We start from the raw sequence: 15114 nt of genomic DNA on the forward strand, positions 1-15114 counted from the left end.
CCATCGCCGTCGCCGTCGCCATCGCCGTCACCGTCGCCGTCACCATCGCCGCCGCCGCCACCGCCGCCGGAAGCCGAGGCCGGGGTGAGTCCCAGCAATGCCGGCGCCATGTAAACGGCCAGCGCGGTAAGGCCAAGCCTGGTCAGCGCGGCCCTGCGGCCCTCGTTGATTTCGCAAGTTTCCTTGGAGGTTTCATCAGTCGGAACGGTCTGTTCGATAAGGTTTTCGGTGGTGGTCATCGTGACATCCCTCATGTTTTATAATTCAACCCGGACAAAATGTCGCGCTCATGCGAACCTTACCGTATAGTTTGACAAAGCGATCATTAACCGACGATGAATAATATAAATGCTCCTTTCATTTGAAGGAATGTCCCGACCGATTTCCCTGATCGGATGCGGGGAATTAAAGCCGATGATCATGGCGGTTCTTCGCGGCTGGCAAATCCGGGAGGTTGCGTCCGGCGGATCGCCGTTGCCGATCATCGAGATCGAGAAAACCGACAAGGGATACCGCCGCAAATCGCCATGGGTCGATAAACCGGCCGTCTTCACGGACGGCGTTGACGCCGTTTGTGATTTTCTGGTTGACCTGATCAGATACCACATTTCAGACGGGATTCCGCAACTATGCCTTCATTGCGCGGCGGCGGCTTTCACCTCCGACCTGATGATCTTTCCCAGCGCCTACGAGGCCGGAAAAAGCACCCTGTCCGTCCATTTGGCGGCGCACGGCGCACGGCTGTTCGCCGATGATGTCCTCCCTTTGGAGAACTCAAGCAATAACGGCATTGCGCCAGGAATCCTGCCGCGTTTGCGCTTGCCCCTTGCCGACGACGCCGGCAAGATTTTTCATGATTTCGTCGCCCGCCGCCAAGGATTGCAAAACGACCGTTTTCTCTATGTGGGCCTGAAGGAGAATGAATTAGCGCCGCTGGGAACAACGGCGCCGATCCGCAATATCATTATGCTCAAGCGTGATCCGGGAGGAAAAACCGAGTTGGTCCCGGCCAAAAAAAGCGACACCCTCAGGGATTCCATCATGCGAAACTTTTCCGGCAACGTGCCGGCGATCAAGATACTTGACCGTCTGCACGCCGTCGTCGAATCCGCCCGATGCTACGCCCTGCACTACACTTCCGGCGATGACGGCGCCCGCGTGTTGCGCGATGCCTTCGCTCGGGAATAAGATCGGAACATGAACCTTACCCGGCGCTATGTCCGCAACCCGAATGTCGTTGAAAGGACTGTTGATGACGCAACTTTTCTCGTCGGTGCCGACAACAAATCGCTGTATCACCTGAACCCGTTGGCCGCCGCCCTGTGGACGCTGCTGGCCGATCCGATCTCTGTTAACGAGGCCTGCGCCGTCATCCATCAAGCCTTTCCGGACGCAGGAAGGAAAAACATCAGGAACGACGTTGCCGCCCTGATTTCCGACCTGAAAACCAACGACCTTGTCATCATCGGGAAACGGCCTGAAAATACCTCTCGGCAAAGATGAACACAGGATGAATTGCCCGCTCAGCATTAATTCACATTGAACAATGTATTAAGTTGAGTCGAAGGGAGTAATGCAGCCATGTCCGACGGCAGTCACAATGTAAAAGTCTGGGATGCTCCCACCCGCATATTCCATTGGCTGCTGGCGGCGCTGGTGATTCTCGGCATAATCACCGGCTTCCTGTCTCCGGAATGGTGGATGGGCGTTCATATCTGGGCCGGCTACGGCATTGTTGTCCTGATCGTCTTCCGTCTGGTCTGGGGCGTCTATGGTTCGGAATACAGCCGCATCGGCAGCTTCGTCTTTCCGCCGCGCAGAATCGTTGAGCACCTTCGCGGCGTGCTGATGATGCGCCCGCCCCACTATCTGGGCCACAATCCCACCGGCGCCGTTATGATTTTCGCCCTGATGATCTTCCTCGTCGTCATCAACGTCAGCGGCCTGTTGGTCCTCGGCGGCGAGGAAAAGCAGGGTCCGCTGGCCGGAATCGCCCGCTATCCCCTAGGCAACGCCGCTAAAAACATTCACCTGTTTCTGGTAATTACCTTGATGACGATGATCGTCGGCCATGTTGTCGGCGTCATCGTCGAGTGCTGGATAACCAAAGAAAACCTGGTGAAGTCGATGATCACCGGCATGAAGTCGCTGCCTGACGGGACGCCGGTTCCCGAACACCGCGCTTCCCGTCCCTTGCCGGCGATGATTACGATGGTCCTGTTCACGGCAATAGCGGGGGCCATTCTGGGATTTCTGGGCCAGATGCCGCCTGTCGGCCACCAGGCGCTGCCTGATTTCCCCGTATACAATACGGAGTGCGGCGACTGCCACATGGCCTATCACCCCAGTCTGTTGCCGGAAAAATCCTGGAAAGAATTGATGTCCGGTCTGGATGATCACTTCGGCGAGGCCGCCACCCTGGATGACGCCACAGTCCGCGACATAACCGCGTATCTGAGTTCATACGCCGGGGATTACTGGGACACCGAGGCTTCCAACCGCTTCCTTAAGGTTTCTCCGGAAAAGCCTCTGCAAATTTCAGAGAGTCCTTATTGGGTAATCAAACATGAGAAAGTCAACGATATCGTATTCAAACGTAGGAGCGTTAAAGGAAAAGGGAACTGCATAGCTTGCCACAAGGACGCGGCGACAGGCCGCTTCGATGATCAAAAAATCAACATTCCGGAGAACTGACAATCATGAAAAAAATCAGCGTTTTTGTTCTGTCCTGCGCCGTCGGCGGACTCCTGGCCTCCCCCGCTTTCGCCGGACCCCGCGAGTCCATCCTTGGCGATCTGGCGGCCCAGGCGAAGGCGGCTGACCCCGGCTTTTCGGCTTTTTCCGCCGAGCGCGGCAAAGCCCTGTTTACCAAAAACTTCGGCACAGGCTCGCCTGAAACTCCGGCATGCACGTCCTGCCACGGCACGACGCCCCAGTCCGGCGGCCAGACCCGCGCCGGCAAGCCCATCGACCCCATCGGCGTCTCCAAGACCCCCGACCGCTACACCGATCCCAAGAAGGTGGACAAGTGGTTCGGCCGCAACTGCCCCAGCGTTATCGGTCGTGAATGTACGCCCATTGAGAAGGGCGACTTTATTACCTTTATGGCCGGCCAGTAAGGATAAGCATGATGAAATTTGTACTGGCGATCCTTTTGACGCTGTCGGCGCTGCCGGCTCTGGCCGGCGGACCATTCCCGGCGATTGCCGACGAGGCCGTCGCCAGGGAATGCGGCGAGTGCCATATGCTGTACTATCCGCAGATGCTTCCCCAAAAGTCGTGGAAGATCATCATGGACGGGCTGGCCGACCATTTCGGCGAGAACGCCGCCCTGGAACAGGATGTCCTCAAGAAGGTCACCGACTACCATGTCGCTAACGCCGCCGACGTGGACGACAACAGGTTGGCCAAGAAGTTCATGGAGGGCGTGGACTTGAGCAATCCGCCGCTCAAAGTTACCACGACGCCGCGTTTCATCAAAAAGCACAGCGGCATCCCGGATCAGGTTTTTACTCAGAAAGAAGTCGGCTCCAAGGCCAGATGCGGCGCCTGCCACCTTAACGCCAAGGACGGCAGGATTGACGATGACGACGCAGTAATTCCCGGATACATCAATCTGTTCGGCGTCACCAGCATCAAAAAGTTCTGGTAGAGCGCCCGTTAATATAAGCGGCGCGGCCTAAACGGCTTGATTTTTTGACGAATGCCGTTTACGACACCGACACTCTCTAGTCCCCATCGTCTAGAGGCCTAGGACACTGGCCTTTCACGCCGGTAACACGGGTTCGAATCCCGTTGGGGACGCCAGTCATCAAGGTCAGCCGATCATGACCGAAAACCGCAAGGCGTTGCGCTCCATCCTGATTACCGGCGCTTCAAGCGGCATCGGCGAGGCGCTGGCCATGGCTTATGCAAAGCCGGGCGTCTTTCTGACGATATCGGGCCGTGACGAAGAACGGCTGGAGGCGGCAGCCGAAAACTGCCGCCGCCGAGGGGCCGAGGTCGTCGCCGGAATCATCGACGTCACCGAACGCGCCGCGATGCTCAAGTGGATAAAAGACGCCGATGACAGGCATCCGCTGGACCTGGTCATCGCCAACGCCGGAACCTCGGCGGGCAGCGGCGGCGCCGCCGGCGAGAGCGAGGAACAGGTCCGTGAAATCTTCGCCGTCAATCTGACCGGCGTACTGAATACGCTGCTGCCGGCCATCGCCCTGATGCGCCCCCGCAAACGTGGACAACTGGCCATAATGAGTTCCATCGCCGCCTTTCGCGGAATGCCCGGCGCTCCCGCCTATTCGGCGAGCAAGGCGGCGGTAAAGGCCTACGGCGAGGCCCTGCGCGGCCTGCTGGCGCCGGAAGGCGTTCAGGTATCGGTGATCTGCCCCGGTTTCGTCGTCAGCCGCATGACCGCTGAAAATAAATTCCCCATGCCTTTCCTGATGGATGCCGGGAAAGCGGCGCAAAAGATCATTCACGGACTGGAAAGCGACCGGCCGCTGATCGCCTTCCCATGGCCTATGTACATGGTCATGCGTATAATCGGCGTCCTGCCGGCGCGGATGGCGGATCGGCTGCTGAACCGGATGCCGAAAAAGGCTTGATCTTGCCGATAGCCTTGCCGACTTCACGCCGGGCTTCCATCATGTCGTAGACATTTTGCAGGCGCAGCCAATACCCTTCGGACAGGGCAAAAAACCTGGCAAGGCGCAGGTCGGTGTCGGCGGTAATGCCGCGCCGTCCGCGAATGATTTCATTGATCCGGTTGGCCGGAACGCCGATGGCTTGCGCCAGCGCGTTCTGGGACAGGCCCAGCGGTTCCAGAAATTCCTCTTGCAGGATTTCGCCGGGGTGCGGATTTTTCAAAAGTTTAGCCATGTTCTTCTCTATTTTTCCCGTCAGTGATAATCCACAATCTCGACATCAAAAACTTCGTTATCCCGCCGGACAAAGCAGACGCGCCACTGATCGTTAATCCTGATGCTCATCCGGCCCTTGCGGTCGCCTTTCAGATGCTCCAGCCGGTTGCCGGGCGGATTTTTCAGATCATCAAGGGTCTGCGCGGCATCAAGCTGACGCAGTTTCCGCAAGGCCCGATCCTGCATGTCGCCGGGAAACTTGCGGGACTTTTCACCGTTCCAGATTTTCTCGGTATCCTTGCATCTAAATGACCTGATCATCCGTCAATTCTCATTGTAGCGGTTGTATGCAGTCCGTACAACATAATAATTTCACATCCGCAACCGGCGGGGTAAATTCGGTGATTTGTTCTTTTACCGCTTTCAGGACGGAAAAGCTTCGGTTATTCATCTCCGTATGCCGAAAAAGGATTGTGACGCTCACCCGAAGTTCCCGGCCAACCCTTCCCGAACCGGCGGGCGTCTGGTTGTCGCCTCCCTGCTCGCCCACGGCGTCGATGCCGTGTTCTGCGTACCCGGCGAGAGCTACCTGGAGGTGCTGGACGCGCTGCATGACGTAAGCGACCGGATCAGGCTGATCGCCTGCCGCCACGAGCACGGCGCCTCCAATATGGCCGAGGCCTACGCCAAGCTCACCGGCAAGCCCGGCGTCTGCATGGCGACTCGCGGACCCGGCGCCTGCAACGCCGCCATCGGGGCGCATACCGCCTTCCAGGACTCGACGCCGATGATTCTGCTGATCGGACAGGTGGCGCGCCCCAACATAGGCCGCGAGGCCTTCCAGGAAGTTGACTTCAGGCGCATGTTTGCTCCGCTGGCCAAACGGGTGGAGCAGATTGACGACAGCGGACAGGTTCCCGAAATCATGGCCCGCGCCTTTCATGACGCCGTTTCGGGACGCCCCGGCCCGGTAGTGCTGGCATTGCCCGAAGACATGCTGCGCGAGACAACCGGGGCGCCGGACGTCGGCCCTTTCAAGCCGACCCATGCCGAACCCGACGCCGCCGACATGGAAGCGATGATGAAGCTGCTGGCGAAATCCCGGCGACCTGTGGCAATGCTCGGCGGCGGCGGATGGACTTCGCAGGCGCGCCTCGACATCGCCTCCTTCGTCGAGGCCAACGCCCTTCCCGTATGCGCCTCGTTCCGCTGCAACGATCTGCCGGACAATCGCCATCCCTGCTACATCGGCGAGATGGGCATAAGCCCCGACCCGGCGCTGGTCCGGCGCATCAAGGACAGCGACCTGCTGCTGGCGGTGGGGGCGCGACTCGGCGAGAAAACCACCCAGGGCTATACCCTGATCGGCTGTCCCACGCCCGAACAGACCCTGATCCATGTCTACCCGTCCGCCGAAGAACTTGGGCGCGTCTTTCACCCGAATCTGGCTATCCATTCGGCTATGGCCGGCTTTGCCGCCGCCGCCGCCGGCCTCAAGCCGATAGCCGGCAGGCAATGGCGCCGGTGGACCGAGGAAGCCCGCAATGACTACATAAAGAACTTTGAGCCGCCTGCCTCCGGCGGACCATTGGACCTGGGCCGGGTCATGGTCGAGCTGGACAAAATGCTGCCCGCCGATGCGGTAATCACCGTCGACGCCGGCAACTTCTCGGGCTGGCCGCAGAGGTTTCTTACTTTCGGCGGCGGACGCCGGATGCTGGGGGCGACCAGCGGCGCCATGGGTTACGGCGTGCCGGCGGCGGTAGCTTCCATGATCGCCGATCCCAAGCGGTGCGCGGTGGGAATGGTCGGCGACGGCGGCTTCGCCATGACCGGCCAGGAACTGGCGACGGCGGCGCTGTACGGCGTTGCCCCGATAATTCTCGTTTTCAACAACCGCATGTACGGCGCCATCCGCATGCACCAGGAACGCCGCCATCCGGGGCGCGTCATCGGCACCGACCTCTATGATATCGACTTTGCCGCCCTGGCCGAAGCCTACGGCGCTCACGGCGAAAGGGTAAAGAAAACCGAGGACTTCGCCCCGGCGTTCTCCCGCGCCCGCGCCTCCGGCAAACCGGCGCTGATCGAGTTGAGATACGATCCCGATATCATCAACACCCGCACCACCCTATCCGCCGTCAGGGCGGCGGCGCTTCATCCGTCGGCGTCATGAATAACTCTCAACCGATTCACATCATCGGCGGCGGTCTGGCCGGCTCGGAAGCCGCCTGGCAGACGGCCCGTTTAGGCGTTCCGGCGATCATTCACGAGATGCGTCCGAATCGTCTGACCGAGGCTCATGTCACCGGCAACTTGGCCGAACTGGTGTGTTCCAACTCGTTGCGCTCCGACGATGCCGAATACAACGCCGTCGGCCTGCTGCACGAGGAAATGCGGCGGATGGGATCGCTGATCATGCGCTGCGCCGACGCCAACAAGGTGCCGGCGGGGGCCGCCCTCGCCGTTGACCGGGAGGGGTTCAGCAAGGCGGTCCAGCAGGCGCTGGAAGACGAACCGCTGGTCACCATCAGGCGCGAGGAAGTCACCGAATTGGATGACCGGGATTCGGTGATCATCGCCACCGGGCCGCTGACCTCGCCGGCGCTCGCCGAAGCCATCCGCCGGATGACCGGCGAGGACTCGCTGGCCTTCTTCGACGCCCTGGCGCCGATTGTTTACAAGGACTCCATCGACTTTACCAAGGCCTGGTTTCAGTCCCGCTACGACAAGGGGGAGGGCAGCGACTACATCAACTGTCCGTTGGATCATAACCAATACGAGACCTTTGTCGCCGCCCTGACCACCGCCGCCACCGTCGATTTCCGCGACTGGGAGAAGGACACTCCCTACTTTGAAGGCTGCCTGCCGATCGAGGTGATGGCGTCGCGGGGGCCGCAGACACTGGCCTATGGCCCGATGAAGCCGGTGGGCCTGACCAACCCCCGCAACCCGCAGACCAAACCCCGCGCCGTGGTCCAACTGCGTCAGGATAATGCGCTGGGGACGTTGTACAACATGGTCGGTTTCCAGACCAAGATGACCCATGGCGAGCAGAAACGCCTTTTCACCACCATCCCCGGCCTGGAAGGGGCCGAGTTCGCCCGCCTCGGCGGTCTGCACCGCAACACTTTCATCAACAGCCCCAAACTGCTGGACGGCACGTTGCGTTTACGACAATCCATTCGTTTCGCCGGGCAGATCACCGGCTGCGAAGGCTATGTCGAGAGCGCCGGCGTCGGCCTGCTGGCCGGCCGTTTTGCCGGTCGGGAGCGTCTTGGCCGGGAGCCGTCGCCGCCGCCGCCGGAAACGGCGCTGGGCGCTATTCTCGGCCACATCACCGGCGGCGCCAACCCGGAAACCTTTCAGCCGATGAACGTCAACTTCGGCCTGTTCCCCCCCATCGACGCCAGAAACGACAAGGGCCGCCTGTTAAAAGGCCGCGACCGCAAACAAGCCATGTCCAAAAGAGCGCTGGACGCGCTGGACGCATGGCTGAAGGCTACTTAAGCCATATGTCCGGCGATTACGGTTTCCCTTGTCATGGGGAAATCTGCTATAGTTCCAACCATGCGGCAAGGTTTGAGAAAGGCATCAGCGTGGGACGCACGGCGCTAAAGCAGCCACCTGCCCGAATGACGGTGGAGGAATTCCTGGTCTGGGACGGTGACGCCGACGCTCGATACGAGTTGGTGGGCGGCGAAGTTTTCGCCATGGCTCCGCCGGGACCGGGGCACAGCAAGATAGCCTTCAACTGCGGTCACGAGATCGCACGCCGGTTGAGGCCTCCATGCGGTGGGTTTTCGGAAGCCGGCATACGAATTCCCGGCAGGGATGACGCCTACTACCAAGCCGACCTTGCGGTAAGTTGTACGCCGCCGGCAGCCGGTTCTGCTCATGTTTTCGACCCGGTCGTAATTATCGAAATTCTATCGCCGTCTACTGCCGCCCATGACCGGGCAATCAAGCTGCCGGACTATCGCAGGATACCATCCGTCAAAGAAATCATTCTTATTTCATCCGATGCCGTCAAGGCGGAACAGTGGCGTCGTTCGGCAGAAACCTGGACTGTTATCGACGTGGAGGGGAAAGACGCAGTTCTCCTCCTCTCATCCATCGGCATCGAGATTCTGTTGGGAGCTGTCTATGAAGGCGTAGCGTTTGAGGCGGATAAAACGGGATGATTTTGAAACAGGGCTGAGGTCACGCAGCTTGCAAATTCACAATTCAAGACCTGACCTCGATGCGCACTCCCCCTTAAACCCCATCGCCACCAGATACATCTCGGCGGAGTCTGAGCGGCTTGCCGGCGGCTTGGCGTGGCGCACATTTTTGAACAGGCGGTTGATATCGGCGAGAAGCTGCTGTTCGGTTCCGCCTTGCAGCACCTTGCAGACAAATGCTCCGTCCGCCGCCAGTATCTCGCAGGCGAAGGCGAACGCCGCCTCGCACAGGCCCATGATCCGCAAGTGATCGGTGGCGGTATGGCCGGTGGCCGGCGACGCCATATCGCAAAGCACCGTATCCGCCGGACCGCCGAGGGCTTCCCTGATAAGGGCCGGGGCTTGGTCATCAAGGAAGTCACAGTGAATGATCTTGGCGCCGCTTACCGGCTCCATTTCACAAATATCCAACGCCGCCACCAAGGCTTCGCCCTTATCCGCCTTCACCCGTTCGACGGCGACCTGGGTCCATCCTCCCGGCGCCGCGCCCAGGTCCACGACTCTTGAGCGCGGCTTGAGAAAATGGAAACGGTCATCCAGTTCAATCAGCTTGAAGGCGGCGCGGGAGCGATAGCCCCGCCGGGCGGCTTCGGCAACGTAGGGATCGTTGAGTTGGCGCTTGAGCCAAAGCGTTGAAGAGGTCTTGCGTTTCTTGGCCGTTTTTACACGGGTGGCGACGCCCCGACCGCTTAGACGTACGCCGCCCTTTGAACCCTTGCCCCGACCGGCGGTCATCGTCCGGCGCCGGAAGAAAGCTCGCCGTCCTCGGCCATCATCCCAAGCAGCAACCCCTCGCGGATGCCGCGATCAGCGGCGCGCAGCCGCTTCACCGGCCAGCGCCGCAGAATGGCTTCGAGAAAGGCGCACCCCCCCACCGCCAGTTCGGCGCGCTGGCGACCGATACATGGAATGACGGCGCGCTCGGCGCGGTTCATGGCGGCGAGGCGGGAAGCGATAGCCAGGACAGGCTCAACGTCCATGTCCAGACCATCAACCATGGAGCGGCTGTAGTGCGGCAGATCCAGATACAGGCCGCCGAGCATAGTCACGGTGCCGGACGTTCCCAGCATCTGAACCTTGCCGCCGGCGATCTCGCCGTAAATCGAGTTCCTGGCGTCGAAATCCGACAGGCCGGTATCGATCAGCTTCATCATCTCGGCGTAAGAACGGCTTGATATCGCATCGCAGCCGAAACGTTCGGCCAGAGCAACCACGCCTAATGGAATCGATATCATATCAAGCAATCGCGGCGGTCGGCCTTGGGTCAACTCGATCCACATCAATTCGGTGCTGCCGCCGCCGATATCAACGATCAGCCCGTAGGGAGTATCGGCGCTCAACAATATTGCGCAACCGGCAAGCGTCAATTCAGATTCTTCCTTGGCCGATATCGTCTCCAGAACGATCCCGGCTTCCGCCTTAACCTTTTCCGCGAACTCCCGATTGTTGGCGGCGCGACGGCAAGCCTCGGTGGCGACGGCGCGGATTCGACGCACTTTTCCTTTATGTATTTTTGCGGAACAAACCTTAAGGGCGTCGATAGCGCGTTCAATGGCGGCGTCGCCGAGGCGGGAGCCGGTCGATAATCCCTCGCCCAGGCGGATGATGCGCGAGAATGAACCAAAAACGCAAAGCTCTCCATTAACGGAGGAAGCCATCAACATGCGGCAATTGCCGGTTCCAAGATCGATTGCCGCGTAAGCGGGCGCGCTACGCAAGTCGGCGTCGCCGGCGCATTCTTCCTGCGGATAAATCCCCACTTTGCGCGACACCCGGATAGCCCCCCAGCTATTTGGATAGATTTTCTTTACTTTTATCACCGTCGGCAGGATTAACGGCGGCGCCCTGGATGTCTTCCGCCTGACGCTGCAGGGAAGCATAGGCGCGAACGGAGAACGGAATAGTTACAAGGTAGACGGACAAACTGATCGACAGAGTCGCCCACGGGGCGCTGGCCAGCGAAGCGACAACCAGACCGACGATCAGCATCATCGGCAACACCCAAGGGATGGGAACCTTGAACTTCTTGAAGGCGAAAGTGGGAATGCGGCTGACCAGCAGTCCCGCCACCGTTACCAGAAAGATCGATGTCACCCACGGCTGCCGGAAAAAGCCATCGCCTAACTGAAGGGAAAAGATCAACGGCAAAAGCACCAGTCCGGCGCCCGCCGGCGTCGGAACTCCGGTAAAGAAATTATAGGACCAGGGCGGGGCGCCCGGCTCATCTATATTGGTATTGAAACGCGCCAGCCTGAGCACGCAACACACGCAAAACAACATCACCAGCAACCATCCCGCCCTGCCGGCGTCTTTCATCGTCCATAGATACAGGATTATCGCCGGCGCCACCCCGAAGCTGACAAAATCGGCCAGCGAGTCCAACTCGGCGCCGAACTTGCTGGTGCCCTTGAGGATGCGCGCGACGCGACCGTCCAGGGCGTCCAGAATGGCGGCGACGACGATAGCCAGCACCGCATGTTCCCATCTGTCCTGAATGGCGAAGCGGATCGCCGTCAGGCCGGAGCACATGGCCATAAGAGTGAGGATGTTGGGGATCATCCTGTTGAAGGGAAGCCCCTTCAGGCGAGGGCGGCGAGGGCGTCTTGCCATGTTTCTAACGCACCTCCCCGACGCGCGGCGGTTCCTTGGCGTTGATGTCGGCGATGACGGTCTCTCCGGCCGTCGTAAGTTGTCCGACGGCGACCAGCGGCGACACGCCCTCGGGCAGGTAGACATCGACCCTGCTGCCGAAACGGATAAGACCGAAACGCTCACCGGCGCGCACCGTCTGATTTTCACTGAGCAGGCACAGGATGCGCCTGGCGACCAGTCCGGCAATCTGGACGAAGGCGATGTCGTGACCTTCCGCCGTTTTCATGCGTACGCCCTGGCGTTCGTTGAACTTGCTGGCCTTATCCAGCGAGGCGTTGAAAAACTTGCCCGGCGTATAGACCAGCTTGGTGATGACGCCGTCGCACGGCGCCCGATTCACATGAACGTTAAAGACATTCATAAAGATACAAACCCGCAGCCTCGCTTCGTCGCCCATATCCAGTTCCGGCGGCGGCGGCGCCCGGTCGATAAACTGAACAACGCCGTCGGCGGGGCTGACGATCAGCCCTTGACGGGTCGGCGTCACCCGCTGCGGATCGCGAAAGAAATAGACGCACCACAGGGTCAAAACAACGCCGACCCAGCCCAGGGGCCGGGCGACAAGGGCCAACGCCACAGAGACCGCCGCGAACAAAGCGATAAACGGCAGACCGGCGCGGTTGACGGGAACCAGGATGGTTTTCAATCTTTGTTTCCTTGTTTTGACGGCAAGGTAAAAATTTGTCCCGGATAAATCAGGTCCGGGTTTTTGATCTGCTCTGCATTGGCCTCATATATGACGGTAAACTGCGTTCCTTGACCATAGGTATTGCGGGCGATGCGCCACAAACTGTTGCCGGGCTGGACAATAACGGTAGCGGCATTTTTTTCCTTCGGCGATTCGGCGCGGGTGAAAGGAATTTCAATCCGCGCCAGCACCTTGCCGGCGGCATCCACCTGATCGGCCCTAAGGGAGTAGTCGCCGGGCGCGATCACTGATTGGGGACTCATGCGCCAGCCGCCGTCGCCGCCGGCCCGGACGCGGCCGATAAGGCCGTTGTTCAGGTAAATTTGCAGTAATCCGCCGGCCGCCGCACGACCGCTGATAAACAGTTTGCCGGAGTCGCCATAGTCGATGGAGTCGATGGAAATGGAGAAGATATTTTCTTTTGCCGAAGGCGTCGGTTTCTGCAACACGACGCCGGCGCCCTGACCGTCCTTGGCGACCTTCACCGCCAAGGCCTGGGACGGCTCCGCCGTTTCACGACCGGCAATATCCTTGTTCTTCTCCGGCGCCACCAGCACGACCATATCCGCAGAGGCCAGCGGCGCCGCCCCCCCAAAACGCATTTCCAGGCTTAGTTGGTGGCTGCCCGGCTCCAGCGGCTTGGCGGGAATAAACACCCATTCGCCGCTCTCATCGGCAGTAACAACTCCGATTTCCTTGCCGTCGTCCAGGATGGCGACGACGCTGCCGGGCATAGCCCTTCCGGCAATGACGGTATCTCCCTTGGGGTTGATGCGGGCAATGTCAAAACTCGGCGGAACGACAGGAGCGGCTTTTGCGGGTTGTTCAGGCTTTGTCGCGGGAGCCGCCTTCTGTTTTGCGGGCGGTCGGGCATTTTGCATATCGTCGCCGCCGTTCCGCCACAGGGGGAAGTTCAATCCGATGGCGACGGCGACGACGCCGGCGCCGATAACGGCGAGCAACAGCGGACGATTCACTAAAATCACCTCAAGCCAAGCGCGTCCCTGATCGGAACCGCCATAAACTTACGTCGTTTACATTAATACGGCGCTTCATACGGCGCAACGCCTGCCCTACTTCTTGCCGGGCATTATGAGTTTTTTCGCCATCAGATGGAGCCTGAGCCTGTCATCGGGGCTGAGGTCGCCGAGGACTTTTGCCTTGTCGCGCTGAGTCGCCAGGGCCTGACGGATCAATGCCCGGCGGGTGTCCGTTATTTTCGGGCTGCTGCCGCCGCCGGGCGGCGCTGGTCGCCCCTGAGCCGCAGGCGCCGCATTCAAGGTTCCTTCGTCAAGGGCCTTCTCCAGTCTGGTTAAAGCATCAAACAGACGATCCGGCTCGACCGGCTTCGCAACTCTCTCGTCCGGACACAGTAATTCATTCTGGTTTTTGGGAGCGGCGCTTTTCCCCGTGACCAGCGACATTATGGCCTTGGAGACAAATTTCTTCAGCATGGCCGTTGGTCAGGATAATCCGCCGGCATCGGTGGAAACCCAGCGGAAAAAAACGGGCAGACGGCGTCTGCGGGAGTCGGCGGTGGTGCCTTGAGAGGCGACGAACGATTTCTGGACTTTAGTCGAGAAATCCTGCGGACAGGCGAAATAGGCCCAAAGGGAGAGAAGTTCCCCGCAATGGGGCGGCATTTTATTGATCAGGTCACACATGAACTTGCGCCCCGATCCGTCACGCCCCTCGCCCTCGGTAATCTCTTGGCGCAGCATCTGCCTGATTCCATTCATGCCGTTGCGGATTTTTTCAGGGTCGTATTCAGGCAGAGCTTTATAGACCATGATGTCGGTAATATCCGGCGGGTCGAAATTGTTCTCTACGGCGCCGGTCTTGATGATGTCCCAGACCTGCGAGGCTTCCTTTTCAAGTTCTTCGTTAAGTTTGATCGCGGTGGTCAGGTAAGTCTTTTTCTTATCGCGTTTGAACACATTAAGCAGGGACTTTTTTTTATGTTTGTCCCTCTTTCTTGCCTCTTCGGCCTTGTTTATGGCGCTTATGGTATTCTTGATGTTATCCCAGCGGTTTTCCCAGACGTAGCGGACGACGTTTTCCTTCAGCGGCTTTTCAAATTCGGCCATGAAGGCGTTTTCGTCAGCTTCTTCCATGTTCATGCTCTGAGCCATAATCCTGATGCGGCGATTATCGAGCACGGCGGGTATGATGTAGGCGCGGATGGCCTTTTCAAAAACATCGGCGAATCCCGGCGCCAGGATAAACGGCAACGGCGTCGAATGTTCCGTAGTGATTTGCCAGGGCGTGAGCTTCTCGCGGAGAAAAGCGCACAAGCTTTCGGTGAATGCCGCCTCAAAGCTTGCGTTGAGCTTGGGCGCGTCTTCCGCCTCATTTTCAGCGGGGACGACCGCCAAAGCGGGTTTGGCGGACTGGGTGAGCGCCCTGGCGGCTGTTTCGAGAGCCGCCGCCCGACTGATCTGGGTAAGAGGCTCAATCACCTTCAGCGCCCGCTGTTTTCTTTCTGTAAAGTCCTGCTTTTTAGAGATGAATTCGATGACCTGCTTGGAAAGCTCGGAATAGGTCTCCGGGTTTGCCTGGAGAGATTCCAGCAATACCATGACCGCGTCCCGCACGGTGCCGTCCAACTTGTCGGCATCCGGCGTTTCTTCGATACGCTGACGCCAATATGTGAAGTTTTTTTGCAGCGGCATAATTACCTTATAGCCAATGT

The 15114-nt window shown here is 59.4% G+C and carries 18 protein-coding genes, 1 tRNA gene and 1 pseudogene (1 of these 20 running past the window's edge); 10 read left to right on the forward strand and 10 right to left on the reverse strand.

Translation table 11 applies throughout. The features are described from left to right. Positions 1-61: pseudogene (locus A3H92_08135) on the reverse strand (hypothetical protein) (it extends 347 nt beyond the left edge of the window). Positions 62-369: 308 nt separating this feature from the next. Between A3H92_08135 and A3H92_08140 the strand changes: the two are divergent. The 7 genes from A3H92_08140 (at position 370) to A3H92_08170 (ending at position 4604) form a co-directional block, all read left to right on the forward strand. Next, entirely contained in the window at positions 370-1188 is an 819-nt protein-coding gene (locus A3H92_08140; protein ID OHC74765.1) for a hypothetical protein, read from the forward strand. Positions 1189-1197: 9 nt separating this feature from the next. After that, positions 1198-1503 (forward strand): hypothetical protein, encoded by a 306-nt coding sequence (locus tag A3H92_08145; protein OHC74766.1) that lies wholly within the window; start codon positions 1198-1200, stop codon positions 1501-1503. Positions 1504-1581: 78 nt separating this feature from the next. Then, the gene (locus A3H92_08150) at positions 1582-2694 is read left to right on the forward strand and encodes a hypothetical protein (protein OHC74767.1); all 1113 of its coding nucleotides are present in this window, start codon (positions 1582-1584) and stop codon (positions 2692-2694) included. A gap of 5 nt (positions 2695-2699) precedes the next feature. Further along, entirely contained in the window at positions 2700-3119 is a 420-nt protein-coding gene (locus tag A3H92_08155; protein ID OHC74768.1) for a hypothetical protein, read from the forward strand. 8 nt (positions 3120-3127) lie between these two features. Beyond that, positions 3128-3652, forward strand: a complete 525-nt coding sequence (locus A3H92_08160; GenBank protein ID OHC74769.1) for a hypothetical protein — start codon at positions 3128-3130, stop codon at positions 3650-3652. 79 nt (positions 3653-3731) lie between these two features. Beyond that, positions 3732-3807 (forward strand) — tRNA-Glu (locus tag A3H92_08165). Positions 3808-3827: 20 nt separating this feature from the next. Beyond that, positions 3828-4604, forward strand: a complete 777-nt coding sequence (locus A3H92_08170) for a short-chain dehydrogenase (protein ID OHC74770.1) — start codon at positions 3828-3830, stop codon at positions 4602-4604. Here the strand turns inward: A3H92_08170 and A3H92_08175 are convergent. Then, positions 4531-4878: an addiction module antidote protein, HigA family gene (locus tag A3H92_08175; protein OHC74771.1), complete on the reverse strand. Its 348-nt coding sequence runs from the start codon at positions 4876-4878 to the stop codon at positions 4531-4533. The two genes, A3H92_08170 and A3H92_08175, sit on opposite strands and share 74 nt — an antisense overlap. 20 nt (positions 4879-4898) lie before the next feature. After that, on the reverse strand, positions 4899-5180 hold the full coding sequence (locus tag A3H92_08180; protein ID OHC74772.1) for a plasmid maintenance system killer: 282 nt from the start codon (positions 5178-5180) through the stop codon (positions 4899-4901). 136 nt (positions 5181-5316) lie between these two features. Here A3H92_08180 and A3H92_08185 point away from each other — a divergent pair, with 136 nt between their 5' ends. The 3 genes from A3H92_08185 to A3H92_08195 are packed head-to-tail and all read left to right on the forward strand — an operon-like array spanning position 5317 to position 9043. Continuing rightward, positions 5317-7035, forward strand: a complete 1719-nt coding sequence (locus tag A3H92_08185) for a thiamine pyrophosphate-binding protein (protein ID OHC74863.1) — start codon at positions 5317-5319, stop codon at positions 7033-7035. Continuing rightward, positions 7032-8369, forward strand: a complete 1338-nt coding sequence (locus A3H92_08190; GenBank protein ID OHC74773.1) for a methylenetetrahydrofolate--tRNA-(uracil(54)-C(5))-methyltransferase (FADH(2)-oxidizing) TrmFO — start codon at positions 7032-7034, stop codon at positions 8367-8369. Before A3H92_08185 ends, A3H92_08190 begins: the two co-directional genes overlap by 4 nt. 5 nt (positions 8370-8374) lie before the next feature. Next, positions 8375-9043 (forward strand): hypothetical protein, encoded by a 669-nt coding sequence (locus A3H92_08195; GenBank protein ID OHC74774.1) that lies wholly within the window; start codon positions 8375-8377, stop codon positions 9041-9043. Between the two features lie 36 nt (positions 9044-9079). On the opposite strand, the gene A3H92_08200 is transcribed toward A3H92_08195, so the two are convergent. The 7 genes from A3H92_08200 to A3H92_08230 form a co-directional block, all read right to left on the reverse strand. Next, positions 9080-9817 (reverse strand): 23S rRNA methyltransferase, encoded by a 738-nt coding sequence (locus A3H92_08200; protein ID OHC74775.1) that lies wholly within the window; start codon positions 9815-9817, stop codon positions 9080-9082. Next, positions 9814-10842 (reverse strand): hypothetical protein, encoded by a 1029-nt coding sequence (locus A3H92_08205; protein OHC74776.1) that lies wholly within the window; start codon positions 10840-10842, stop codon positions 9814-9816. The genes A3H92_08200 and A3H92_08205 overlap by 4 nt, the downstream gene beginning before the upstream one ends. Positions 10843-10870: 28 nt before the next feature. Next, a complete protein-coding gene (locus tag A3H92_08210) occupies positions 10871-11692 on the reverse strand; it encodes a CDP-diacylglycerol--serine O-phosphatidyltransferase (protein ID OHC74777.1) in 822 nt (273 codons plus the stop codon). A gap of 4 nt (positions 11693-11696) precedes the next feature. Continuing rightward, positions 11697-12380, reverse strand: a complete 684-nt coding sequence (locus tag A3H92_08215) for a phosphatidylserine decarboxylase (GenBank protein ID OHC74778.1) — start codon at positions 12378-12380, stop codon at positions 11697-11699. After that, positions 12377-13399 (reverse strand): hypothetical protein, encoded by a 1023-nt coding sequence (locus A3H92_08220; protein ID OHC74779.1) that lies wholly within the window; start codon positions 13397-13399, stop codon positions 12377-12379. The genes A3H92_08215 and A3H92_08220 overlap by 4 nt, the downstream gene beginning before the upstream one ends. 96 nt (positions 13400-13495) lie before the next feature. After that, positions 13496-13876 (reverse strand): hypothetical protein, encoded by a 381-nt coding sequence (locus A3H92_08225; GenBank protein OHC74780.1) that lies wholly within the window; start codon positions 13874-13876, stop codon positions 13496-13498. A 9-nt stretch (positions 13877-13885) separates the two neighbouring features. Then, a complete protein-coding gene (locus tag A3H92_08230) occupies positions 13886-15094 on the reverse strand; it encodes a hypothetical protein (GenBank protein OHC74781.1) in 1209 nt (402 codons plus the stop codon). Positions 15095-15114: the final 20 nt, after the last annotated feature.

This window comes from Rhodospirillales bacterium RIFCSPLOWO2_02_FULL_58_16 (genome assembly GCA_001830425.1).
In the GTDB taxonomy this organism is placed as follows: domain Bacteria; phylum Pseudomonadota; class Alphaproteobacteria; order Rhodospirillales; family 2-02-FULL-58-16; genus 2-02-FULL-58-16.